The organism is Arthrobacter sp. AB6 (assembly GCF_031844545.1).
Classification (GTDB): Bacteria; Actinomycetota; Actinomycetes; order Actinomycetales; family Micrococcaceae; genus Arthrobacter.
In genome coordinates, this window is record NZ_JAUZVL010000006.1 from 144587 (window position 1) to 166735 (window position 22149).

23 protein-coding genes, 1 tRNA gene and 1 pseudogene are annotated in these 22149 nt (G+C 65.3%); 9 read left to right on the forward strand and 16 right to left on the reverse strand.

From position 1 onward, the window contains the following. Positions 1-19: 19 nt before the first annotated feature. Genes Q9R30_RS07125 through Q9R30_RS07150 form a run of 6 tightly spaced genes read right to left on the reverse strand, consistent with a single transcriptional unit; the run spans position 20 to position 5312 of the window. Positions 20-1324 carry an MFS transporter gene (locus Q9R30_RS07125; protein ID WP_311217165.1) on the reverse strand — a complete coding sequence of 435 codons (1305 nt, stop codon included), beginning with the start codon at positions 1322-1324 and terminating at the stop codon, positions 20-22. Further along, positions 1321-1812 (reverse strand): helix-turn-helix domain-containing protein, encoded by a 492-nt coding sequence (locus Q9R30_RS07130; RefSeq protein ID WP_104998687.1) that lies wholly within the window; start codon positions 1810-1812, stop codon positions 1321-1323. The genes Q9R30_RS07125 and Q9R30_RS07130 overlap by 4 nt, the downstream gene beginning before the upstream one ends. Before the next feature lie 57 nt (positions 1813-1869). Continuing rightward, positions 1870-3033 carry a cystathionine gamma-synthase gene (locus Q9R30_RS07135; RefSeq protein ID WP_104998688.1) on the reverse strand — a complete coding sequence of 388 codons (1164 nt, stop codon included), beginning with the start codon at positions 3031-3033 and terminating at the stop codon, positions 1870-1872. A 10-nt stretch (positions 3034-3043) separates the two neighbouring features. Beyond that, positions 3044-4429 (reverse strand): cystathionine beta-synthase, encoded by a 1386-nt coding sequence (locus tag Q9R30_RS07140; protein ID WP_104998689.1) that lies wholly within the window; start codon positions 4427-4429, stop codon positions 3044-3046. Between the two features lie 33 nt (positions 4430-4462). Then, positions 4463-4840 (reverse strand): DUF1304 family protein, encoded by a 378-nt coding sequence (locus tag Q9R30_RS07145; protein ID WP_104998690.1) that lies wholly within the window; start codon positions 4838-4840, stop codon positions 4463-4465. 31 nt (positions 4841-4871) lie between these two features. Then, complete coding sequence (locus Q9R30_RS07150; RefSeq protein ID WP_311217166.1) at positions 4872-5312, reverse strand: VOC family protein; 441 nt, start codon at positions 5310-5312, stop codon at positions 4872-4874. Between the two features lie 168 nt (positions 5313-5480). Between Q9R30_RS07150 and Q9R30_RS07155 the strand changes: the two genes are divergently transcribed. From Q9R30_RS07155 to Q9R30_RS07165, 3 genes are all read left to right on the forward strand, one after another. After that, entirely contained in the window at positions 5481-6461 is a 981-nt protein-coding gene (locus Q9R30_RS07155) for a 3-methyladenine DNA glycosylase (protein ID WP_311217167.1), read from the forward strand. 120 nt (positions 6462-6581) lie between these two features. After that, positions 6582-7550, forward strand: a complete 969-nt coding sequence (locus Q9R30_RS07160; RefSeq protein ID WP_104998693.1) for an ATP-binding cassette domain-containing protein — start codon at positions 6582-6584, stop codon at positions 7548-7550. Positions 7551-7570: 20 nt separating this feature from the next. Continuing rightward, positions 7571-8353 (forward strand): ABC transporter permease, encoded by a 783-nt coding sequence (locus tag Q9R30_RS07165; protein WP_104998694.1) that lies wholly within the window; start codon positions 7571-7573, stop codon positions 8351-8353. A 49-nt stretch (positions 8354-8402) separates the two neighbouring features. Here Q9R30_RS07165 and Q9R30_RS07170 read toward each other — a convergent pair whose 3' ends face one another. Then, complete coding sequence (locus tag Q9R30_RS07170; RefSeq protein ID WP_311217168.1) at positions 8403-9344, reverse strand: hypothetical protein; 942 nt, start codon at positions 9342-9344, stop codon at positions 8403-8405. A 153-nt stretch (positions 9345-9497) separates the two neighbouring features. Continuing rightward, a complete protein-coding gene (locus Q9R30_RS07175) occupies positions 9498-11174 on the reverse strand; it encodes an AMP-binding protein (protein WP_311217169.1) in 1677 nt (558 codons plus the stop codon). Positions 11175-11280: 106 nt separating this feature from the next. Between Q9R30_RS07175 and Q9R30_RS07180 the strand changes: the two genes are divergently transcribed. After that, positions 11281-11559, forward strand: a complete 279-nt coding sequence (locus Q9R30_RS07180) for an antibiotic biosynthesis monooxygenase (protein WP_311217170.1) — start codon at positions 11281-11283, stop codon at positions 11557-11559. 84 nt (positions 11560-11643) lie between these two features. Here Q9R30_RS07180 and Q9R30_RS07185 read toward each other — a convergent pair whose 3' ends face one another. Then, positions 11644-12066 (reverse strand): thioredoxin family protein, encoded by a 423-nt coding sequence (locus tag Q9R30_RS07185; RefSeq protein ID WP_311217171.1) that lies wholly within the window; start codon positions 12064-12066, stop codon positions 11644-11646. Positions 12067-12225: 159 nt separating this feature from the next. Between Q9R30_RS07185 and Q9R30_RS07190 the strand changes: the two genes are divergently transcribed. Beyond that, a complete protein-coding gene (locus Q9R30_RS07190; protein WP_104998698.1) occupies positions 12226-13149 on the forward strand; it encodes an ABC transporter ATP-binding protein in 924 nt (307 codons plus the stop codon). Next, positions 13146-13943: an ABC transporter permease subunit gene (locus tag Q9R30_RS07195; RefSeq protein ID WP_311217172.1), complete on the forward strand. Its 798-nt coding sequence runs from the start codon at positions 13146-13148 to the stop codon at positions 13941-13943. Before Q9R30_RS07190 ends, Q9R30_RS07195 begins: the two co-directional genes overlap by 4 nt. On the opposite strand, the gene Q9R30_RS07200 is transcribed toward Q9R30_RS07195, so the two are convergent. Next, positions 13940-14491 (reverse strand): thioesterase family protein, encoded by a 552-nt coding sequence (locus Q9R30_RS07200; RefSeq protein ID WP_104998700.1) that lies wholly within the window; start codon positions 14489-14491, stop codon positions 13940-13942. The genes Q9R30_RS07195 and Q9R30_RS07200 overlap by 4 nt on opposite strands. 101 nt (positions 14492-14592) lie before the next feature. On the opposite strand from Q9R30_RS07200, the pseudogene Q9R30_RS07205 reads away from it, so the two are divergent. Further along, positions 14593-15051: pseudogene (locus tag Q9R30_RS07205) on the forward strand (potassium channel family protein); the annotation flags it as partial. A 353-nt stretch (positions 15052-15404) separates the two neighbouring features. Then, positions 15405-16373 carry a LysM domain-containing protein gene (locus Q9R30_RS07210; protein ID WP_311217173.1) on the forward strand — a complete coding sequence of 323 codons (969 nt, stop codon included), beginning with the start codon at positions 15405-15407 and terminating at the stop codon, positions 16371-16373. A 98-nt stretch (positions 16374-16471) separates the two neighbouring features. Here the strand turns inward: Q9R30_RS07210 and Q9R30_RS07215 are convergent, their stop codons facing one another. The 5 genes from Q9R30_RS07215 to Q9R30_RS07235 all read right to left on the reverse strand — a co-directional run bounded on the left by Q9R30_RS07215 (position 16472) and on the right by Q9R30_RS07235 (position 20514). After that, on the reverse strand, positions 16472-16903 hold the full coding sequence (locus Q9R30_RS07215) for a CBS domain-containing protein (protein ID WP_104998702.1): 432 nt from the start codon (positions 16901-16903) through the stop codon (positions 16472-16474). Between the two features lie 140 nt (positions 16904-17043). After that, complete coding sequence (locus Q9R30_RS07220) at positions 17044-18471, reverse strand: CoF synthetase (RefSeq protein ID WP_311217174.1); 1428 nt, start codon at positions 18469-18471, stop codon at positions 17044-17046. 163 nt (positions 18472-18634) lie between these two features. Next, positions 18635-19711, reverse strand: a complete 1077-nt coding sequence (locus Q9R30_RS07225; protein ID WP_311217175.1) for a hypothetical protein — start codon at positions 19709-19711, stop codon at positions 18635-18637. 298 nt (positions 19712-20009) lie between these two features. Further along, positions 20010-20091, reverse strand: a tRNA-Tyr gene (locus tag Q9R30_RS07230). A 168-nt stretch (positions 20092-20259) separates the two neighbouring features. Then, on the reverse strand, positions 20260-20514 hold the full coding sequence (locus tag Q9R30_RS07235) for a hypothetical protein (protein WP_311217176.1): 255 nt from the start codon (positions 20512-20514) through the stop codon (positions 20260-20262). Between the two features lie 183 nt (positions 20515-20697). Here Q9R30_RS07235 and Q9R30_RS07240 point away from each other — a divergent pair, with 183 nt between their 5' ends. After that, positions 20698-21189: a YajQ family cyclic di-GMP-binding protein gene (locus Q9R30_RS07240; protein WP_104998705.1), complete on the forward strand. Its 492-nt coding sequence runs from the start codon at positions 20698-20700 to the stop codon at positions 21187-21189. 84 nt (positions 21190-21273) lie between these two features. On the opposite strand, the gene htpX is transcribed toward Q9R30_RS07240, so the two are convergent. Next, positions 21274-22143, reverse strand: a complete 870-nt coding sequence (gene htpX / locus Q9R30_RS07245) for a zinc metalloprotease HtpX (RefSeq protein WP_311217177.1) — start codon at positions 22141-22143, stop codon at positions 21274-21276. Positions 22144-22149 lie beyond the last annotated feature (6 nt).

A 22149-nucleotide genomic window follows, 5' to 3' on the forward strand; every position in this document is an offset into this window, starting at 1 on the left:
GCGGTGTCCGGGGGCGGTATTAGGAGGGCACTCCGGCCGGGGCGGGCTCGCGGGAGACGGCGTGCTTGCGGATGGTGGCGCTGATCACCGCCGCGATGGTGCACATCGCGGCGGCGCCGAACCAGGCGTAGGTGTACTGGCCGGTGGCGTCCCGGATGGCACCGGCGCCCAGGGCGGCCGCGGCCGCGCCGAGCTGGTGTGCCGCGAACACCCACCCGAACACCACGCTGCCGTCCGCGCCGAACGTTTCCCGGCAGATGGCTGCTGTTGGCGGCACGGTGGCCACCCAGTCCAAGCCGTAGATCACGACGAAGACGATCATGCTTGGCCGGACTTCGGCGCTCAGCAGCAGGGGCAGCACCAGCAGGCCGATCCCTCGGAACTGGTAGTAGACCGCCAGCAGGATGCGCGGGTTGAACCGGTCGGTCAGCCAGCCTGAGGCGATGGTGCCCACGATGTCGAAGATTCCGACGACGGCGAGCAGGCCCGCGGCGGTAGTTTCGGCCATGCCGTGGTCGTGGGCGGAGGGGATGAAGTGGGTGCCGATCAGGCCGTTCGTGGTGGCGCCGCAAATGGCGAACCCGGCCACCAGGGCCCAGAACGTCCTGACCCTGCTGGCCCGGCGGAGCACCTGGAGTGCGCGGACGGCGGCATTTGTCCGTGGGCCGGCGCCGTCCGGAGCATGGGCGGGCGTGCCGGGTTCCGCGGGTTCCGCACCGTAGGGCAGGACGCCGACGTCGGCCGGCGAGTTTTTGAGGAACTTCAGCACGAGCGGGACCACCGCCAGGGCTCCGGCGGCGATCAGGAGCGAAGCCTGCCGCCAGCCGGGATCCTGCGCGAGCACGGCGATGAACGGGAGGAAGACCAGCTGGCCAGCCGCGCTGCCGGCTGTCAGGATGCCGATGACCAGCCCGCGGCTCTTGACGAACCAGGTGTTGGCGATAGTGGCGGCAAACACCAGGGCCATGGACCCCGTACCCAGTCCGATCAGCAGCCCCCAGGTCAGCAGGATCTGCCAGGACTGGTTCACCAGGACGGTCAGGGCGCTGCCCATGCCGATGAGCACCAGCGCCAGGGCAGTGACTTTCCGGATGCCGAAGCGCTCCATCAGGGCGGCGGCGAACGGTGCCGTCAGCCCGAACAGGACCAGGTTGATGCTGACAGCCGCCGACAGCACCGTGGTGGACCAGCCGAATTCCTGCTGCAGCGGAACCATGAGCACGCCGGGTGCGGCCCGGAAGCCTGCCGCCCCCACCAGCGCGAGGAAGGCAACGGCGGCCACGATCCACGCAGGATGCAGGGGGCGGTTATTGGTGGCCTTCATGCGGCTGCCGTGGCGAGCCGGACAGGTTCCGCTGAACGGGTCCTGCTGTGCCAGCTGGTGTTGGCAGCCGTCAGCCGGTCACCGCACCCGGTGCAGGTGTCGGCGGAACTGGTGCGCTTGCCACAGCCGGAGTGGATGACATAAAGATGCGCCTGGTCGGACGGGGCCGGGAGGTGCTTCTCCGACCAGATGGCCAGAGCATTCAGCACCGGGAGCGCATCTTCGCCTTTCGGCAAGAGGACGTACTCAAGCCGGGCGCGGCCGCCGTCGTCGTACGCCTGTTTCTCCAGCAGCCCCTCCTCGACCAGGCGGGCCAGGCGCCTGGTGAGCACGGAGTCCGCCACCTCAAGGTGCGCCTTCATGGCGTCAAACCGCCCGTTGCCCAAAAAGACCTCGCGCAGGACAAGGATGGTCCAGGGGTCGCCCAGGATGTCCAGCCCGCGGGCAATGCTGCAGTTCCGCTGCGACCAGTCGGATCGAAGTGCCATACCCGCACCCTAGCTGACTATCTTGAAGAAAGCCAGCTAGGGTTTTTGTGCATATCACTAGGGGATGGACGAGAACGCCTGCTCAAGGTCCGCCACCAGGTCCTCCACGTCCTCGATGCCGCAGGAGAGCCGGAGCAGGTTCACCGGGACGGCCAGCTCGGTGCCCTTGACCGAGGCGTGGGTCATCTCGGACGGGTAGTTCATCAGCGACTCGATGCCGCCCAAAGACTCCGCGAGGGTGAACACGGAGGTTGACTCGGCCACCTTGCGGGCCGCCGCCTCGCCGCCCTTGAACTGCACCGACACCATGCCGCCGAAGCTCCGCATCTGCCGCTTGGCCAGCTCGTGGCCGGGGTGGGACGGCAGGCCCGGGTAGAGGACGGCTTCCACCTCGGGCCGCTCCAGCAGCCACTCGGCCACGGCCTGCCCGTTGAGGCTGTGCCGGTCCATCCGCACGCCCAGGGTTTTCAGGCCGCGCGTGGTGAGGAAGGCGTCCATGGGGCCGGAAACAGCGCCCACGGCGAACTGCACAAAGCCGATTTTCTCCGCCAGCTCGGCGTCCTTGACGACGACGGCGCCGCCCACCACGTCCGAGTGCCCGCCGATGTACTTGGTGGTGGAGTGGACCACGACGTCGGCACCCAGGGCGAGCGGGGTCTGCAGGTAGGGGGACGCAAAGGTGTTGTCCACGACCAGGAGGGCGCCGGCGTCGTGCGCTATGTCCGCGAGCGCGGCGATGTCGGTGATCTTCATGAGCGGATTCGACGGCGTTTCCACCCAAAGGATCCGCGCCTTGTTCGCCGCGACTGCTTCGCGGACGGTGTCCAGGTTGGCCATGTCCACGGGGGTGTTGCCGATCCCCCAGCCGCCGAGCACCCGGCTGATCAGCCGGTAGGTGCCTCCGTAGGCGTCGTTGCCCAGCACGATGTGGTCCCCGGGCCGGGTCAGGGCACGGATCAGTGAATCCTCGGCGGCCAGCCCGGAGCTGAAGCTGTAGGCGTGCGTGCCGAGTTCCAGTGCTGCGAGCTGTTCCTGCAGGGCGTCCCGGGTGGGGTTGCCGCCGCGGCCGTACTCGTAGCCGTCGCGGAGCCCGCCGATGCCGTCCTGGGCGTAGGTGGAGCTGAAGTGCAGCGGCGGGACCACCGCACCGGTGCGCGGCTCGAAAGCCTGGCCTGCGTGTACGGCGCGGGTGTTGAAACCCTGGTTTTCAGAGGCGGACATGGTGCTCCTGTCAGTTGCTGAGGTAGGCGAGGAGGTCGTGCCGGGTCAGGATGCCCACGGGGGCACCCACGAACGTGACCATTACGGTGTCCACGTCCGAGAGTAGTTCCCTGGCCGCTGAAATGGTCTCCAGCGAGCCGATGACGGGCAGCTTGGGGCCCATGTGTTCGGAGATCTTGTCCGTGAGCTTGGCTTCGCCGCGGAACAGTTTGGCCGTAAGGCTGCGCTCATCCACGGCGCCCAGCACCTCGCCCATGACCACCGGCGGCTCCTGGGACAGGACGGGGATATGGCTGACGCCGAACTCGTTCATGATGTTGATGACGTCGCGCACGGACTCGTTCGGGTGGATGTGGACCAGGTCCGGCAGTTCACCGTTCTTGGAGCTGATGACCTCCCCCACCGAGGTTTCCTCGCCGCCGGAGAGGAAGCCGTAGGAGCGCATCCACTGGTCGTTGAAGATCTTGGCCAGGTAGCCGCGGCCCGAGTCGGGAAGAATGACGACGACGACGGCGGACTCGGGCAGGTCCCGGGCCACCTGCAGGGCGGCCACCACAGCCATTCCCGAGGATCCGCCCACCAGCAGGCCCTCCTCCCGGGCGAGGCGGCGGGTCATGGCGAAGGAGTCGGCGTCGCTGACGGCGATCACCTGGTCGGGGACGGACTTGTCGTAGTTCGCCGGCCACATGTCCTCCCCCACGCCCTCCACGAAGTACGGGCGCCCGGTGCCGCCGGAGTAGACCGAACCTTCCGGGTCCGCACCGATGATCCGGACCACGCCGCCGTCGGACTCCGGCCGGCCAGCCGAAACCTCTTTCAGGTACCGGCCGGTGCCCGTGATGGTGCCGCCGGTGCCGGCGCCGATCACGCAGTGGGTGACCTTACCGTCCGTATCGCGCCAGATCTCCGGGCCGGTGGTCAGATAGTGGCTGCCGGGAGCGGCAGGGTTGGAAAACTGGTCCGGCTTGTATCCTCCCGGTGTCTCCCGGACCAGGCGGTCCGAGACGCCGTAGTAGCTTTGCGGGCTGTCCGGCGGCACGGCCGTGGGCGTGACCACCACCTCCGCGCCGTAGGCCTGCAGGACGGCACGCTTGTCCTCGCCCACTTTGTCCGGCACCACAAAAATGCACTTGTAGCCTTTTTGCTGCGCCACGAGGGCCAGGCCCACTCCCGTATTGCCGGAGGTGGGCTCGATGATGGTGCCGCCGGGCTGCAGCTTGCCGTCCCGCTCGGCGTCCTCGATCATCTTGGCCGCGATGCGGTCCTTGATGGATCCGCCGGGGTTCAGGTACTCGAGTTTGACCAGGACGGTGGCCTTGATGCCGTCGGTCACGTGGTTGAGCTTGATGAGCGGGGTATTGCCGATGAGGTCCAGGACGGACTGGGCGTACTTCATAGGTACAAAGCTACCGCTTCCGCCCGCCCGGCTTCAGCCGGCGAACATGAGCCACAGGATTACCACCGGGAGGAACGACTGTCCGATGCCACTGAGCCATAGCCTGCGCTCGCTGATGATCAGCACCATGCCCAGGATTGCGTGCGCGATGCACATCATTGCCACGACCGTCCGGCCCACCGTGACCTCTCCGGAGTTGGCCAGCACCACGCCGGCGATCCCAAATAGGCCCCAGACGATGTTGTAGAACCCGACGTTGACCGTCCAGAGCCGGACGGCGTCTGTGTCCTCCGGCTTGATCAGGAAAATCGGGTGGAGTCGCTGGTCCTTGTACCGGAAGGCTTCCAGCAGTCCGACGGCGATCAGGACGACGCCGGTGATGACGGCCAGCACCTGGACGAGGACACTCACGGCTGCGCCCCAATCTGTTTGCGGCCGGCTGCTAAGCGGGAGTGCCGTCCGCAGTGTCCCCGGCCTGCCCGGCCTGCCCGGCCTGCTGGTCCGGCGGCAGGTTCTCCCACAGGCCCATGACGTTGCCCTCGGTGTCCTTGAAGTACGCGAAGAAGCCCATCCCGGGGATGGTTTCCCGGGGCTTGACCACGGCACCGCCCAGTGACTCCACTGTCTGCAGCGTGGCGTTGATGTCCGGCACGTCCACGGTGATCACCGGGGTCTTCAGGTCCGGGTCCCTGGCGAACATGCCGCCGTTGATGGCGCCTGCTTCGGTGGGCTGGCCGGTTGCCTCGTCCATGGGGGTGGTGATGACCATGTTGTAGTCCATGCCCGGGACGGGGTCGATCCGCCAGCCGAGGGCCTCCTGGTAGAACTTCCTGGCCCGCTCCTGGTCGTCCGCGGGGATTTCGAAATGCACTACTCCGCCCATTGTTTCCTCCTGGTTTTTCGAGCTTCCGGGCGCGGTGTTTTCCGCACCACAGGGTGGAGTCTAGTCCTGGTCACGGGGCTGGTTAAGGGGCTGTTTCCCTCGCCTGCATGGTGCCGCCGGAGCGTTGCTCGCAGGCGGATGTCGCAGGGGCGTGGGACGATGGAGGACATGACGATTGCAGAGGCACCTCCCCGGCTGGCAGCCGCGGCGGACGCCTCTCTCCGGTGGTATCCCGCCGGCCCGTACCACCTTGCCCGCACGCTCGGTCCGCTCCTGCGCGGCAACAGCGATCCGTCCTTCAGCGTCCAGGGGAGCGTCATCTGGAATGCCTTTACGACGACGGACGGCCCGGCCACTGTGAGGTTCAGCGCAGCCGGCGGGGACCTGGAGCATTGGGTGGATGTCCAGGCGTGGGGACCCGGCGCCGCCGCGGCCGTGGCGGCAGCGCCCCGGCTCCTGGGTGCCGACGATGACTGGCAGGACTTTGACGAGCCCGCTTTCCATGCCACCCTCCCGCACATGGTCCGTGAAGCACGACGCCGGAGCCTGGACCTGCGCCTTCCCGCCAGTGGGCGGATGGTGGACCAGCTGGTGCCCATCATCCTCGAGCAGAAGGTCACGGTGATTGAGGCGCGGCGGGCCTACCGGTATCTGGTGCACCGTTACGGAAGGCCGGCGCCGGCGGCCGGATTGTCCACTCCAGCCGGTTTGCTGGTGCCGCCCGCCGCGTCGCAGTGGCTGCAGGTTCCCAGCTGGGAATGGCACAGGGCGGGGGTTGGACCACAGCGTTCGGCGACCGTGATGCGGGCGCTGCGGTCCGCCGTCGCACTTGAACGGCTGGCAGCCCTGCCTGCCCTTGAGGCGGGCGCGAAGCTGCAGGCCATCCCGGGCATCGGCATCTGGACGGCGGCGGAAGTGGTGCAGCGTACGCATGGTTGCCCGGATTCCATCTCGGTGGGCGACTACCATCTGGCGGCATACGTGGGGGCCGCTTTGACAGGCCGTCGCACCGATGACGCGGGCATGCTTGACCTGTTGGCTCCGTGGAAGGGCCACCGGCAGCGGGTGGTCCGGATGATCCAGGCCAGCGGTTTCCGCAAGCCCACCTTCGGCCCGCGGATGACCATCCAGGACCACCGCCGGCACTGACGCCGCCCCCGGCAGTCCGGCTGTCCAGGTGCCCGTGGACTGGCCCCGCGGTTGGGTATAGCGTGGCGCCAGGGAGCCCTTTCGAGGGGCCCCGGCAAGCCGCATCCTCCGGAGTCACCCATGATTCACACGGACAAGCTGAGCAAGACCTTCACCGTCAAGAAGGAAACCGTGGAAGCCGTCAGGGGCGTCGACATCGACGTTGCCCCCGGGGAGCTGGTGGCGTTCCTGGGTCCCAACGGTGCGGGCAAGTCGACAACCCTGCGGATGCTCACCACCCTGCTCCGCCCCACCTCCGGCTCCGCCACCGTGGCCGGAGTGGACGTCACCGCGGATCCGGCAGGGGTTCGGGCACGGATCGGCTACATCGGCCAGGGCAACGGCGGCGGGCATAGCTTCCGCGTGATTGATGAACTGGTGATGCAGGGCCGTTTCTACGGCATGAACAGCAGCGACGCCGCCGCCCGCGCCCAGGAACTGCTCCGGTCGATGGACCTTTCGGACCTCGCCAAACGCACGGTGGTCAAGCTCTCCGGCGGCCAGCGGCGCCGGATGGACGTTGCGCTGGGCCTGATGCATTCCCCCAAGCTGCTGTTCCTGGACGAGCCGTCCACCGGGATGGATCCGCAGAACCGGGCCAACCTCTGGGACCACATCATGCGGCTTCGCCGGGAGCACGGCACCACCATCGTCCTGACCACGCACTACATGGATGAAGCGGATTCCATGTCGGAGCGGGTCATCGTCATCGACCACGGCCGGATCATTGCCGATGACACGGCCGCGCGCCTGAAAGCCAACCTCGCCGGCGACCTGCTGGCCGTCGAGGTGGCGGCTGAGTCGGCGCCGGGCGTGCGGGGATTGCTGGGACGGGCCGCGGCGGGCGGCGAACTACAGGAAAACAGGCTCGACGGGGTGGTGACCTTCCGGTTGCGCCTGCCCGAAGGCGCACGGCTCGCCCCGGCCCTGCTGAAGGAAATGGACGACGCCGGCGCTCCCGCACAGTCGCTTGAACTGAAGCCGCCCACCCTGGATGACGTGTTCCTGGAACTGACCGGGCGCAACCTCCGGGAAGGAGCGAACCGGTGAGCGTGGAAAGTCCTGGCGCGATGCGCGAAAGGCCCGGCCTGGGCCAGGTCCTGCGCGACACCAGGTACGTCTTCTGGCGCGAGATGCTGCTGCCGCTGCGCGACCCGTTTTCCCTGGTCTTCTCCCTGATCCAGCCGCTGGTGTTCCTGGGCCTGTTCGGCCCGCTGCTCAGCGCCTCCGTGGGCGCCCCGGCGTTCGGCGGGCAGTCCACGCTGCAGTGGTTCCTGCCGGGTGTGGTGGTCATGATCGCCCTGTTCGGCACCTCGATGACCGGTTCAAACCTCCAGTACGAGCTGATGACCGGATCCTATGAGCGGATCCTCGCCACTCCCTTGTCCCGCTCGTCCCTGATGATCGGGCGGGCGCTGAAGGAGTGGGCGCCGCTGGTGGTCCAGGGGCTGCTCATCGCCCTGGTCTGCATCCCGTTTGGCTTTGTCTTCCACCCCCTGCACGTGCTGGCCGGGCTGGTGATCCTCGGGATCTTCGGCGTCGGCATCGGCGCGCTCTCCTATGCCCTGGCGCTGGTGTCGCAGAACAAGGAATGGATTTTCTGGGGCGTGCAGCAGACGCTGCTCTTCCCGCTGATGATCCTCTCCGGGATCATGCTCCCTCTCGAGGCCGGCCCGGCCTGGATGAAGACCGCCAGCATGTTCAATCCCCTGACGTACCTGGTTAACGCCGAACGGGAACTGTTCGCCGGGACCATCGGCGGGCACACCCTGTGGGGACTTGTGGCAGCAGCGGTGACGGCCGCCGTCGGACTGGTGGTCGGCGTGCGGGCGATTAACCGCACCATCAGGTAGCAGCGGGACCACTGCAACGCGGGGTCACTCCTAGCCCGATAAAGCCGGATTATCGGGCGGAAAGTGACCCCGCGTCATGGCGGGAATAGGCCCGTTTGATTCTGGCGATGAGATCCTGAAAACCGTCGGCGAGGTCATCTGCGTTTGGCTTGAAATAGGACCAACCCGCATTGATGAAGAATTCGTCGCGACGGTTGTCGCGCGACTGTTGTTCCCTCGTCCGGTGATGGGCGCCGTCGTACTGCACCGCGATCCGGTGCCTTCGATACCCAAGGTCGGCTGCAGGCGACCTTGGATCGCCGGGGTTAAGACGGAGCTGCAATTCGGGTTCGGGGAGGCGCGCGTCCAAGAGCGCCAGCCGCAGGAACGTTTCCGGGAGGGAATCCGACCCTACCCGCATCTCATCCAACGCCAGTCGCGCCTTTTCGACACCTTTCATGTTGGGATGCTGCCGTATCAAAAGGCGCAGACCTTCCTTGTAGGCAAACGGCAGGCTGCGGAACTCCAACTCCGGCCGGGGAGTGCGGATCAGTTGGTCCCCCATGGCCACGAGATACCGCAAGGGAAGCTTATGGGCCAGATCAAGCCACGTTCGAGCGGGACAGCTGACCCTGATCCCGTCAATCTCCATGACTTCGCCGGGAATTACACGCACGCGGTGACCGATGACCCCGGCCCGGCGGACCCTTGGTAATCCGTGAGGCTTGCTGAGATGGATGAGCGGCTCCTGGCCAAGCCATGGAGGGAGACCCAGATCGAAGAAGATACCAGCAGTCTCGTGCGACACCCAAGCGTCCGGGGTGGCAGCACACAGCACGCGTGCCCGCTCGACAATGGAAGGCTCGCGGCCGGTGTGCACCCGGATTAGGCGTCCTGCTCCCATCAGGTCCTTGGCCCGCAAACGGTTCGGCGCAACACCCAGGGCCCGCGCCTGATAGATCGTGAATGGAAGTTTTGAGAGCTCCTCGGGGAGTGGCTTCGCAGTAACCATGCCACCCAGTGTGCGCGTTCGGGCAGAACAGCGTCTCAAGTTATCCACAGGGCGCCGTTCCCTCGGCAACGCGGGGTCACTCCCTGCCGGAGAAACCCGCATTATCGGGCAGAAAGTGACCCCGCGTTGCTGTAGGTTGCAGTGGAGGGCGAGTCAGAGACCCAGCCGGGCCACTGCTTCCTCGCGCATCTCCACTTTGCGCACCTTCCCGGAGACTGTCATGGGGAAGCTCGCCCGGATGTCCACATAGCGCGGGACCTTGTAGTGCGCCAGGCGCCCGCGGCAGAAGTCCGAAACAGCGGAAGCATCCAGTGGTTCCGCCCCTGGTTCCAGGATGATGCAGGCCATCAGTTCCTCGCCGTATTGCGCATCCGGGACACCGATGACCTGCACGTCCCGGATGGACGGATGGGTGTAGAGGAACTCCTCGATTTCCCGGGGATAGATGTTCTCTCCGCCCCTGATCACCATGTCCTTGATCCGGCCCTCGATCACCACGTAGCCGTCCCCGTCCATGCGGGCGAGGTCCCCGGTGTGGATCCATCCCTCGGTGTCGATGGCCTCGGCCGTCTTGTCGGGCTGGCTCCAGTACCCTTCCATCACCGCGTAGCCCCGGGTGCACAGCTCGCCGATTTGCCCGCGCTCCAGGACATCTCCGGAGCCCGGATCCACGATCTTGCTTTCCAGGTGCGGCATGGTCCGTCCCACTGTTTCGGTGCGGTGCTGCAGGGTATCGCCCTGCCGGGTCATGGTGGACACCGGAGACGTTTCCGTCATCCCGTAGCAGATGGCCACATCCCGCATGTTCATCTCCGAGATCACCCGGTTCATCACCTCGATGGGGCAGAGGGAGCCGGCCATGACGCCGGTGCGCAGGGTCGAGAGGTCGTAGGACGCAAAGTCGGGCAGCGCCAGTTCGGCGATGAACATGGTGGGCACGCCGTACAGTGACGTGCCGCCAAAATCCTGCACAGCCTCCAGGGCCGCTGCGGGGTTGAAGCCGCGGCTGGGAATGATGGTGGCCGCACCGTGGCTGAGGGCGTTGAGGTTGCCGATCACCATGCCGAAGCAATGGTAGAACGGCACCGGAATCACCACCCGGTCGTGCTCCGTGTAGCCGAGCAGCTCGCCAATGGAAAACCCGTTGTTCAGGATGTTGTGGTGCGTCAGGGTGGCTCCTTTGGGGAATCCCGTGGTCCCGGACGTGTACTGCAGGTTGATGGGATCGTGCGGGCCGAGTTCAGCCATGCGGGCCTTCAGGCCGGAATGTCCGACGGCGTCAGCGCGCCGAAGCAGTTCGGCGTAGGTCAGCTCCGCGTCACTGAGGGGGACGCCGGCGTCGAACCCTTCCCCGCCCGATGCCGGGAGGAAAACGAGCTCCTTCAGGTCCGGGCAAACGGCGAGCGCCTGGCGCGCCATGCCCACGTAGTCGCTGTTCCGGTCCGACGGGGCGGTGACCAGCATCCGCATGCCGTTCTGGTTCACCACGAATTCCAGCTCGTGGCTGCGGTAGGCCGGGTTGACGTTCACCAGGATGGCGCCGGCCTTGGCCGTGGCGTACTGCAGCAGCGTCCACTCGGCGCAGTTGGGGCTCCAGATCCCCACCCGGTCCCCCTTGGCGACGCCCATGGCGAGGAGTGCTCGCGCCAGCCTGTCGACGTCGTCATTCATCTTCGTGTAGCTCCAGCGGCGCGCATCCGCTCCGGGAACAGGCGCCGCCTCAATCAGCGCGTCGTGGAAGGGGAACCGCTCCACCACCCGCTCAAAGTTCTGGCCAATGGTCTCCTCGAGCAGCGGGACGTCAGTGTCCCCGGCTGTGTAAGCGCGCATGGTGGCACGCTACCAAGTGGCCCCCGGCAATAAAAGCACCGCTGAACCACGGGTGTCCGGCGCAACAGAGGCAAAGCCCTCCCCTGCTGCCGGTATTGTGAAATCCATGAGTTCACCCATTGACCTGCAGGCAACGTTCATCCCCAACGACGGCGAGTTCCACCGTGTAAAGCTGGCGCTCGAAATAGCCATCGATGAGGTGGTGAACGAACCGGGCTGCATCCGTTACGAGCTGACCGAAGCCACCGAAGAGAAGCTGGTCCTGACCGAGCAGTGGGCGTCGGAGGAGCATCTGGCCAAGCATTCCAAGGGCATCGCGGTGCAGGACCTCAACGAATCGCTGAGCGCGCTGCTGGCGGAACCGGTCAAGGTGGAACGGATCTAGCTACAACAACGCGGGGTCACTCCGCGCCCGAAGAACCGAGGTTATTGGGCGCGGAGTGACCCCGCGTTGCTTTAAGGAGGTGGGTCAGTCCGGGATCTGGGTTCCGTCCTGGGGTCCGGCATGCTTGCCGGCCGTTGCTGCGGCTTCTTCCCGCTGGCGGGCCACATGGGCATGGACTTCCTCCATGTCAAGCGCCTTCACGGCGTCCACCACCTGTTCGAGCTGCTGGGCGTTCAGCGCACCGGGCTGCGAGAACACCAGCACCTTTTCACGGAAGGCCATCAGGGTGGGGATCGACGAGATGCCTGCCTCGGCGGCGAGCTGCTGCTCCGCCTCCGTGTCCACCTTGGTGAAGAGGACATCCGGGTGCTTCTCTGAGACCGCCGAATACGTGGGCCCGAACTGCTTGCAGGGGCCGCACCATTCTGCCCAGAAATCCACCAGGACAATGTCGTTGCCTTCGATGGTGGATGCGAACTGTTCACCTGTGATGTCACGAGTAGCCATGCGTCAACGGTACGCGTGATGGCCCGGCATGTCCTGCGCGGAGGGCCCTTGTTCGCTCCCCGCGTCATCGGGAATAACCGTGAGCCTTCCATGTACACGGGGCGCGGGGGCACCTAGTCTTGGGGTCAACCGCCGCTGCGTTCGCGTCCAGGAGGGCTTGTGGCAACCGCTGTCTCTGCGAAGTCACTGACCAAGAAATTCGGCCGCCGGGAAGTGCTCCACGGCGTGGACTTCGCCGTGGAGGCAGGCTCCGTGTTCGGGGTGATCGGACCCAACGGTGCAGGAAAGACCACCACTATGCGCTGCCTGCTGGACATCATCCGCCCCACCAGCGGGGAAATCCGGGTGCTGGGGGTGGAGCCCAGGGCTGGCGGCCCTGGACTGCGGCGCCGCATCGGATACCTTCCCGGGGAGTTGTTCCTTGCGGGACGGGTGACGGGACGCAAACTGCTTTCCCACTATGAGGCCATCAGCGGGCCGGTGCCGCCGGGCCGGATTGACCAGCTGGCGGAGCGGCTGGGACTGGACCTTGACCGGCATACGCGCCAGCTGTCAAAAGGCAACAAGCAGAAGCTCGGGCTGGTGCAGGCGTTTATGCACCAGCCGGAACTGCTGGTCCTCGATGAACCCACCAGCGGCCTGGATCCGCTGGTCCAGCAGGAGTTCCACGCGATGGTGCGGGAGGCGAGACACCGCGGACAGACCATCTTCCTCAGCTCGCACGTCCTGAGCGAGGTCCAGCAGACAGCGGATACAGTTGCCATCCTGCGCGATGGGCGGATCATCACCGTCGAGTCCGTGGAAGGGCTGCGCGAAGGCGCCATCCGGCACCTCCGCTTCACCGCGTCCGGCATCGCAGCGCACGACGCCGTGGCGCAGCTGGCCCGGGTGCCCGGCGTCGGGCAGGTGCAGGTGCTGGAGGCGGACGGCAGCGTGACGCTGTCCGCTGTACTGGAGGGCGCCATCCAGCCGCTGGTCCGGATGCTGGACTCCCTCCAGCTGACCGACCTCGTCCTGGAGGAGCCTGACCTGGAGGAAGCCGTGCTGAAGATGTACGCCGGCGAGCCGGAGGACGCCCGGTGAAAGCACTTCCCTTGTTCCGCCGCGCCTTCTTCGACACGTGGCGCTCCACCCTGGGCTGGGCGGCCGGACTCACTGCCGCAATCTCCCTGTACCTGCCGCTGTATCCCTCAATCGGGGGCAGCGCCGAGATGCAGCAAATGGTCAACGCGCTCCCGCCGGAGATGACCAAGGCGCTGAACTATGACCAGATCGCCAGCGGCCCCGGCTACGTGCAGGCCACCTTTTTCGGGCTGATCGGATACATGCTCATGACCATAGCCTCGGTTGCCTGGGGCGCCGCTGCCGTGGGCGGGGACGAGGAGTCCGGCCAACTGGAACTGACCCTGGCCCACGGTGTGACCCGCGGCCAGGTGGTCCTGGAGCGGGCGCTGGCATTGTTCCTGCGCGTGGTCCTGCTTGCTGCCCTGGCCTGTGCGCTGGTGTGGCTGCTGAACGTGCCGGCGCAGCTGGATATCAAGCTAGACAACCTGCTGGGTGCCACCGTCTTGTTTGCCGGGCTGGCACTCCTGAGCGGAACGGCTGCCCTGTGCGTCGGCGCTGTCACGGGCCGGCGGACCCATGGACTCGCGGCGGGCGCCGCCGTGGCCGTCCTCGGTTACGTCTTCAACGCCGTCGGACGCCAGAGCGAGGACGTGGAGTGGCTGCTGGACCTGAGCCCCTACCACTGGGCCTACGGCAACTCGCCGGTGGCCAACGGGGCGGACTGGGCGGCGGCAGCGTGGCTGTGGGGCGTTTCGGCGGCACTGGTGGCGGTGGCCGCCGTCGCACTGGAACGGCGGGACGTGGGCGCTTAGGCCGCTGCCCAGTCATGCGGGGCCGGCGTTCTGCTGCCAGGCAGCGCGCTGGACGCCCGCCACTCGTGGATCCAGTCGGGAAGGACCAGGTCCGCCGGCGGCTCGCCGAACTCACGCAGGATCTCCTCCTGGCTGACCGGCCGGCCCTTCGCCACCAGCCGCGTGGCGATGTACGCGCGGGCGTAGATCTCGCCGTCGGCCACCATGCGCTGCTCGAAGAAGATCGCTTTGGCATCAAGCCCGATGATCCGGGTCTCGATGGTGTAGTGCTGCCACAGCTGGAGGGACTTCCGGAAGGCGATGGTCTCCGCGGCCACCACGGGGCCCCATCCGCGACGGCGCATCCGCGTCCAGACTCCGCTGCGCACCATGAGGTCGAACCGGCCCAGGTCCATGAGGGACAGGTACATGCCGTTATTGACGTGCAGGGCGATATCGATGTCCGTGGGCAGGACCCGCAGCGGGAGCGAGGCGCTGTCCCAGACCGTCACCGGCGGGCGGCGCGAGGAACGGAAGAGCATCAGGAGGGTTCTCAGGAGCAGGTGCATCCCCTTATGCTACCCGCCAGTAACATGATGGCCGCAGCCGGCGCCGGAGCTGTTAGTAGGATTTTCTGCATGACCCAACAACGCTACCGGGACCTGGCCGGAACCTGCATGAACTGGTGATTGTGGCACTGCCGTTTTTCCGGCCGCTGCGCCTCCTCCGCCTGGTGACGCTGCTGTCCGTGGTGCACCGGACGCTGGGCGACACGCTCAGGGGACGCGTCCTGGACGCGGAGCAGTCGGCGCCGGACGCGAAAATCATGACCTTCGGTGATGCCCTGTGGTGGGCCATGACCACCATTACCACCGTGGGTTACGGCGACATGTACCCGGTGACTCCGATCGGCCGCACGGTGGCCGCCGCGCTGATGATGAGCGGTATTGCCGTCCTGGGTGTGGTCACCGCGTCCATTGCGTCCTGGCTGGTCCAGCGGGTGGAGGACACCGCCGAGGCGGTGTCCGAGGCCGAGGAGCCGGTCCGCGCGGAAGTGGCGGAGCTGGTGGCCGAAATTGCCGCGCTCCGGCGCGAGATCGCCGGGCTCCAGGAGCGGCGCACGCCGTAGTCCGCCCGCGTCGGGGCAAGTATCGGCTGCCCGCGGTTGAGTAGTTGGTGGCCCGCTACCGCGTAGGCGGCGCAAATATTCGGGTAATTCCTACTGGTGCCGCCTGACTGCGGACTTCCTAGACTCGGGATTCCTAGGACCTGACACGTGCGGGCGGGTCCCCCGGGCTGGCTTCCCGGGGTCCTGCCTCCTCACGGGGCCTCCGTATTTTCTGGGTATGCGGACGCTCCATCACGCGCCTTTTGTGCGGCCCGGCAACAGCTGGGGGCGGCCGGCGCATATTTCCTGAATCCGTCCTGCCTGCTGAAGCGCACAGCGCCAGCCTGCCTGGACCGAACCCGGATGGGCTCCCCATGAACCAGCCATACCTCTCCACTCCCGAAGGCCCCAGCAGGAGCTTCGCCACCGATGAACCCCGCACGGACCTCACCGAGGTGCGGCCGGCCATCAGCAACAAGCTGTGGGCCGGCATGGCCACTGCTGCTGTGGTGGCCGCCGTCGGCGTCGGTGCCCTGGCGGCGCCTCCCGCGTCGCTGAACCAAAGCACGACGGCGATCGGCCAGGTCGCCGGGGCCGCGGCACCTGAAGTGCCGAATGCCGCAGCGGAGCCAGTTTCCGCGGCAGAAGCACCAGTTCCGGAAGCGGAAGCTCCCACGCCCGCAGCGCCCGAAGCCGCGGCACCGGCTGAACCTGCACCTGCTCCGGCGCCCGCGCCTGCACCCGCGCCTGCAGGTGATCCGAACCTCTACACCGTGGTGCCCGGGGATACTGTCGGGGCTATCGCGGCCAGTCACGGCGTGGACATGAATGCGATGCTCGCGGCGAACGGCCTAGGCCCGTTCAGCATCATTTACCCAGGGCAGACGCTGGTACTGACCGGTCCACCTGTTGCGGCGCCGGCGCAGGCTCCCCCTGCTTCCGCCCCTGCTGCGGCGCCCGTTTCCGCCCCGGCACCCGCGGCCGCCGCTCCGGCAGCTGCCCTTGCCGCACCCGCCGTCCGCACCATTTATGTTGCGGGCGCCGGCGGCCAAGGCATGGTGGACGCCTGCATCGGTCCCATCCACTACACCCCCAACGACGGCTATTCCCTCTTCATCACGGAGCACGATTTCTGCGGCGGCTGGGCACGCTTCTCCGGCATTGGGGTGGGCGAGACTGTGAGCATCCCGGGCTATGGAACGTACACGGTTTCTGCACGGGGACAGGTACCTAACCCGGGAACCACCAACGACGTTATTGCGGTCTTCGGCGGCTTCCCCCGGGCCATCCTGCAGACCTGCATCCCCGGCACCAGCCAGATGCTCCTGATCGCGCTGAACTGACTGCCTTGAAGATTGGCTGGCATAGCTTGTCCGCGGTCCCTGGCCTTCAAGGCAGGGAGCCGCGGACAAGGGCATGAACTGCGCCAGGAAAATCCCGGCTATGCGTTCATCCGCTTGCGTTCCGAGATGTGCTCCACCAACTCGCCCACGCGCTGTTCCGAGTAGTTGCGGGCGATGTCCCCCTGGCTGATGATGCCAACCAGCCTGTGGTCGGCGATGACAGGGAGCCGGCGGACCTGGTGTGCTTCCATCATTTCGATGGCGGCGTCAACGTTCGCATCGGCGTCGATCCAGTAGGGCTTGCCTGAGGCGAGTTCGCTGGCCAACATTTCGCGCGGATCACGTCCGGCGGCCACGCACCTGATCACGATGTCACGGTCGGTGATCATGCCATGCAGCTTGCCGTCATCGCCGCAGATGGGCAACGATCCGCAGTCCAGGTCCATCATCATCCGCGCGGCATCGGCCAGGGACTGGTTTTCCTTAATACACTGTGCGTCCGTAGTCATGAATTCACGTACGGCACTCATTGGTCCTCCTTCATCGATTGGGTATCGACGCAGGGCATCGGGCACATGCGCCGATGCTGCCAGACTACGCCTGGGCACTAACGATGTCGACGGCGGTTTGGCACTGTTCCGGGGCAGCTTCGGCCCCTGGACGGCCCACGTCAGTCAGCAGATGCCCGGCTCTTTTGGGCCCGGAACGTGAGGTCCAGCTCCCAGTCCTGGGGAGCCGTAGAGCCAAGCTGCCAGACGTACTCGTTCTTCAGCTTTGAACCGTCCGATGTGAAGGGGCCGGTGCGCAGCGGATAAAAGGCAATCGTTGGGAGGCTTGCATCTGGTGATGTAAGGATTGCGTTGTTGAAGTCGCCGTTCATGCTTCTCAGTCGTTCAAGGATGTATGTCCTGTAGGAAGCTGCCTCGAAGGTGCCCTCGGTGCTGGCTTTCGAGGTGAGCTGAAGCGCGATGTGAAGCTGTCGGTTTCCCAGGGCATCCTCAAAGCTGACAAGCCGATGGTTTTCCACGGCTGAAAGAAGGCTCTGGTCACTGCTAAGGACGTCACGCAATGCATCCGGTGCCACAACCGCTCCGTTGAAGTCGACGGACAGGTCGCTCCTGCCGTAATGGAAGAGCAGGGGCAGATCGAGGAACTGCTGTCGGATGATGTGTTCGAGCCCAAATTCCCGAAGCACAGCGTTGACTTCACGCACGCGCAGCACGTGTCCGCGGTCATGAATGTTGTAGCGGATCCGCGGGTTGACGTTCTCCTTGCGCACAATCGTGACGACGAGTTCGCCGTCCCCGTTCGTTTCGATGAGGTAGTCGTACGGGTTGAACTGGAAGATCATCGGGAGCACACCGTATTCGTCCTGTCGGGTGAGCCGTGCCGACAGTTCCGGGTTGGCCGCGACCGCCTGGCGGAGCTCCACGGTGTAGTCCGTTTCGATGGCTATGTTGATCTCAAGGTCGGACGCACCGTACGAGCCGAAGGCACTGTGGGCGTACTTCGTGATGTGTGCCCGCATGTTCTCGCTGATGCCCTCGCCGCCGAATGCCGCCACGATGTCGTAGTCCTCCCAGATGATCCGATCGTCGTCGAACAGGGCTTTCAGGAAGGGCGGATAGCTAAGGATGATGTAGGTGTAATCCGGCCCGAACTCCAGCATCGTGGCAATTACCTTGTCGCGGTCCGGGCCGATTGATTTGATCATTGTCACGTCTGTCAGGGATGTCGTGACGTTCATCCCCGTTGCCCATGCTCCGAGTGAGAAGCAGTTGAGCACGAACGGCTGCTTCCTAAGTGTCTCGGCGGTGCGTGAAAACCCAACCTGGAGCAGCTGCCTTGTTGCAAGACGTTCATCGAGGCCGCGCACCCAGCTGGTTGGGACGCCTGAGCTTCCGGAAGATTCATCGACAACCACACCGTGGCGGGGAAGCACGCCGTCCACGCTGCGGGCAGGAATGGTCCAGCGTTTGATGTAGCTGTCCTTGTCCATCTCCGGCAGCGCGGCGAAGGCCTCCGCCACCGTCTTGCGTTTGAGGGAAAGCCTTCCGCTTACGCCGTGCTCGGCGAGGAACTCACGATAGGCAGGCACGCGTTTAGCCGCCATCTCAAAGGTCCGCCAGGCCCTCCAGCGTCCGGCGGTCCAACGGAACGGTTCTATGCCCGGCATAAGCAGTATCCGATGAGTAGAAACCCTTGGCGTAAAGACCCCGACGAATCTGTCCATAAGAAAGACGAACGCAAATATGAGCTTCTTATTCAAGGTGTGGCTCCTGTACGTATATGTCATCGGTGAGCAGCATCGAGGCCGCGGGGCGGCGGTGAGCCTTCGGCGGGGTGGCGCTATAGCCGAACCTGAACAGCATCCACGCCATCCTGTTCGCTCCCTCGTTGATTCCAGCCTCCTTGACGAATTCCGCGTGAGAAGAAGGGTTAGTGATCACAGTGCCAAAGGGGTGGAGGGATACGCCCTTTTCCGAAAAGAAGAGCCATACCTGCATGAACGTGCGCCCGGCTTCGAGGAAATGGCTCGGCTCCGCGAACGGGCCTTCCAACCAGCCAAGCTGCCGCACGCCACGCATTGTGCGTAAATAGACGGCCTTAATGAAACCGCCGATGGCTGGGAAGGACCAAAGATTACGGTGCTCCATTGCGAATCGAAGCACCCGCCCGGGAATGATCATGGTCTCCGCGCTGAGACCGTCTGCCCGGGCGGCAGCCTCGTCCTTCGAAAACCGCAGCCACTCCATGATCTCGGCGTAGACCGCATTATTGCGCAGGTCGGAAAAAAGAGTTTTTTGATTAATCCGCACGAGCGATGAAACAGTTCTGCTGTCAGCGGTTGAATGGAATTCGTATCCTTGGCGGGCGGCAATGGAAGAAGCCGCCGTCAAGATCGCCTCATCGACCACCCGCCTGTCGTACGGCCGACGCGACGTCCGCCTGGCCCGGAATGCGGCCAAAGTACTTTCAGCCAAGGGACGGGAATGGGCGTCTACAGCAGGTTCCAATCTGACTGTGCCGATACGATGCAACCGGTCCTCGGCAGCGAAATCCATTTCGGAAAGCTCAAGGCTTTCCACGGTGCGGTAGCCCCTGGCCGCGGCCACCACAGACAATGACTCCAGGAAGACGCCCGCGCACACGTGGCCGAAAGGAATTCCGAACGATTCGGCAGGCAACCCGAGGTCAAGGTCATAATAAACAACTGCGACGGTCTCGCTGATCGGCCTCAGCTTAATCGGCTGGGAGTTATGTGGCGAGGGATACCAGCGGACCTCCTCAGCGATATCGAGCCAGGGTCCACCAGTATCTTCAGACGTGCCGGCCATCGACAATTTCCCCCCATAAAATTGCGAATATGTGAGAACACTATCGGTGGCATCATCAAGATCCGCCCAGATTTGTCACAGGATTGGAAAAAGATCGGACGGCGTGCCCACCTGCCTTGATCCGAAGCCAATGCAGGCCCACTGCCCATAGCCTTGCAGCGGATGCTCGGGGTCGCCCGTCCGGACGCTGCGGTCTCAAGGCTGGCTGTTGCGGGTGTTGCCGCCCGGACGGCTGCCGGGCATGACGAAGGCCCGTAGTTTTCCAGGTTTCCGGGAAAACTACGGGCCTTCGCTTGGGTGGCAGATGAGGGATTCGAACCCCCGTAGGCGTTGCCAGCTGATTTACAGTCAGCCCCCTTTGGCCGCTCGGGTAATCTGCCGAACTTCAAAAGAAGTACCCGCCGATGCAGTCTGCGGAACGTCCCTTTCCGGGCCGATCCGCTTCCAGTAACCGCGGGCAAGACAACTTTACAGAACTTCCGCCGAAGAATCGAATCGGGCCGCAAAGGCCCGGGAATCCCTTGAAACAACGGGGAAAGGGAACGGAATCAGGCCTCCCCCAGAATCCTGCCGGCCAGCCGGGCCTCGAACTTCACGGCCTGCTCCTCAGTGATCTGGTTCAGCTGGACTGCACGCAGCAGGTCCTCGCTGACTCCCTCCATCCGGGATGAAGCGTCTGCCACCGGCGCGAGGGTGATGGACGCCGCAACCGCCGCTGCGGCCACCGACGCCGCCACTGTTGCCACTGCCCCGGCGGCTGCTGAAGTAGTGCGGGTGGCATACGGGACGGCTTTGGGGTGCATGGTATTCCCTTCGAGCAACTTCCCAACACGTTCAACTCTTCCCGGCTTTCCTTCGTTCCTGCGGAGCGTCCGCTGGGAATGAACTGTGAATCCCGGACCTCCTCAACGCGGGCATCCGTACTAGGCTGGAATGCAGTGATCACGCCCTGTCCGCACAGGGCTTCCAACAGCAAAAGGAGAGTCATGGCAGGCGAGTCAACGTTCGACGTCGTAAGCAAGGTAGACAAGCAGGAAGTGGCCAACGCGCTGAACCAGGCGCAGAAGGAGCTGGCGCAGCGCTACGACTTCAAGGGCGTCGGTGCCGAAGTGGACTTCAGCGGTGAGAAGATCCTGATGAAGGCGAACTCCGAGGAACGGGTGCTTGCCGTGCTGGACGTGCTCCAGTCCAAGCTGATCCGCCGCGGCATCTCGCTGAAGTCGCTGGACGCCGGCGAGCCCTACGCGTCCGGCAAGGAATACCGGCTGGAAGCCTCCATTAAGGAGGGCATCGCACAGGACCTGGCCAAGAAGATCAACAAGCTCATCCGCGATGAAGCCCCCAAGTCGGTCAAGTCCCAGATCCAGGGCGATGAGCTTCGCGTGACGTCCAAGTCCCGCGACGACCTGCAGGCCACCATGGCCCTTCTGAAGGACTTCGAGGAAGCCGACCTGCAGTTCGTCAACTTCCGCAGCTAGCCGTCAGCCTCCGCGTAAAGAGGCCGGCGCCCCCCGATTATGGGCAGCGCCGGCCCTCTTTGCGCGTTACGGAGGCGCCGGACGTCAGCGAAGTGGCCGGCCTGCCATCCGTTCCAGCCTGGAAATCCTGTCCCGCATGGGCGGATGCGTGGCGAACAGCTTGGTCATGGCCCCGCCGCGGAACGGGTTGGCGATCATCAGGTGCGAGGCGTTGACCAGCCGCTGGTCCTGCGGCAGCGGTGCGATGGTGACGCCCCGCTCGATCTTGGCCAAGGCTGAGGCAAGCGCCAACGGATCTCCGGTCAGCTGCGAACCGTCCTCGTCGGCGTCGTACTCGCGGGTCCGGGAAATGGCCAGCTGGATCAGCGACGCGGCAAAGGGGGCCAGGAGCGCCATGGCCAGCATCGCCAACGGATTGGAATTGCGCCGGTCACCGCCGCCAAAGAACAGCAGCATCTGGCCCACCGACGTGATCACGCCTGCGACGGCGGCGGCCACGGACGAGGTGAGGATGTCCCGGTTGTAGACGTGCATGAGCTCGTGCCCCAGGACTCCGCGGAGCTCCCGGGCGTCCAGCAGTTGCAGCATTCCCTCGGTCACGCACACGGCGGCGTTCCGGGGATTGCGGCCGGTGGCGAAGGCGTTCGGGCTCATGGTGGGCGAGAGATAGATGCGCGGCATGGGCTGGTTGGCCCGGACGGACAGTTCCCGGACCATCTGGTACAGCTGCGGCGCCTGCGGCTCCGTGACGGGGTAGGCCGCCATGGCGCGGATGGCGATCTTGTCGCTGTTCCAGTAGCCGTATGCCGTCGTGGCCACCCCAAGGAGGGCCATGATCCAGATCGGCGCGGAGCTGCGGGTACTGGTGCCGACCAGCGCCCCGAGGCCCAGCAGCACCGCCCACAGCACCCCGAACAGCGCCGCGGTCTTGAGCCCGTTGTAGTGTTTATGCACGTCTCC

Coding starts and splice junctions, on each gene's coding strand:
- Q9R30_RS07160 (WP_104998693.1), top strand. CDS start 6,582: ATGATTCACACGGACAAGCTGAGCAAGACCTTCACCGTCAAGAAGGAA.
- Q9R30_RS07175 (WP_311217169.1), bottom strand. CDS start 11,174: ATGCGCGCTTACACAGCCGGGGACACTGACGTCCCGCTGCTCGAGGAG.
- Q9R30_RS07155 (WP_311217167.1), top strand. CDS start 5,481: ATGACGATTGCAGAGGCACCTCCCCGGCTGGCAGCCGCGGCGGACGCC.
- Q9R30_RS07130 (WP_104998687.1), bottom strand. CDS start 1,812: ATGGCACTTCGATCCGACTGGTCGCAGCGGAACTGCAGCATTGCCCGC.
- Q9R30_RS07165 (WP_104998694.1), top strand. CDS start 7,571: ATGCGCGAAAGGCCCGGCCTGGGCCAGGTCCTGCGCGACACCAGGTAC.
- Q9R30_RS07225 (WP_311217175.1), bottom strand. CDS start 19,711: ATGGCCGGCACGTCTGAAGATACTGGTGGACCCTGGCTCGATATCGCT.
- Q9R30_RS07125 (WP_311217165.1), bottom strand. CDS start 1,324: ATGAAGGCCACCAATAACCGCCCCCTGCATCCTGCGTGGATCGTGGCC.
- Q9R30_RS07200 (WP_104998700.1), bottom strand. CDS start 14,491: ATGCACCTGCTCCTGAGAACCCTCCTGATGCTCTTCCGTTCCTCGCGC.
- Q9R30_RS07140 (WP_104998689.1), bottom strand. CDS start 4,429: ATGAAGTACGCCCAGTCCGTCCTGGACCTCATCGGCAATACCCCGCTC.
- Q9R30_RS07215 (WP_104998702.1), bottom strand. CDS start 16,903: ATGAGTGCCGTACGTGAATTCATGACTACGGACGCACAGTGTATTAAG.
- Q9R30_RS07135 (WP_104998688.1), bottom strand. CDS start 3,033: ATGTCCGCCTCTGAAAACCAGGGTTTCAACACCCGCGCCGTACACGCA.
- Q9R30_RS07180 (WP_311217170.1), top strand. CDS start 11,281: ATGAGTTCACCCATTGACCTGCAGGCAACGTTCATCCCCAACGACGGC.
- Q9R30_RS07235 (WP_311217176.1), bottom strand. CDS start 20,514: ATGCACCCCAAAGCCGTCCCGTATGCCACCCGCACTACTTCAGCAGCC.
- Q9R30_RS07150 (WP_311217166.1), bottom strand. CDS start 5,312: ATGGGCGGAGTAGTGCATTTCGAAATCCCCGCGGACGACCAGGAGCGG.
- Q9R30_RS07240 (WP_104998705.1), top strand. CDS start 20,698: ATGGCAGGCGAGTCAACGTTCGACGTCGTAAGCAAGGTAGACAAGCAG.
- Q9R30_RS07185 (WP_311217171.1), bottom strand. CDS start 12,066: ATGGCTACTCGTGACATCACAGGTGAACAGTTCGCATCCACCATCGAA.
- Q9R30_RS07210 (WP_311217173.1), top strand. CDS start 15,405: ATGAACCAGCCATACCTCTCCACTCCCGAAGGCCCCAGCAGGAGCTTC.
- Q9R30_RS07170 (WP_311217168.1), bottom strand. CDS start 9,344: ATGGTTACTGCGAAGCCACTCCCCGAGGAGCTCTCAAAACTTCCATTC.